Below are 210 nucleotides of genomic sequence, written 5' to 3' on the forward strand. Positions count from 1 at the left end.
ACCGTGTTGCTATGATCGACAACCAGGGAGCCGTTATCATGAATGGCCGAGGAGGCTGCGATCGAACCCGTGGTGCCACCATTGCCCAGTTGCAGCACACCCTGCGCAATGGTGGTTGCCCCGGTATAGGTATTGTCTGCATTTAGAACCAGAGTGCCTGTGCCGTTCTGACTCAGGCTGCCGGTGCCGTCGATAACCTGTGCGAGAGTT

Annotated in this window: 1 protein-coding gene; it reads right to left on the reverse strand. The window is 57.1% G+C overall.

Annotation, left to right across the window (positions count from 1 at the left end; all coding sequences use genetic code 11):
* Positions 1 to 210 (reverse strand): autotransporter-associated beta strand repeat-containing protein (locus J2D77_RS17140; protein WP_207847746.1); only part of this gene is annotated, 210 nt, incomplete at both ends.

This window comes from Acetobacter garciniae (assembly GCF_017377735.1).
GTDB lineage: Bacteria > Pseudomonadota > Alphaproteobacteria > Acetobacterales > Acetobacteraceae > Acetobacter > Acetobacter garciniae.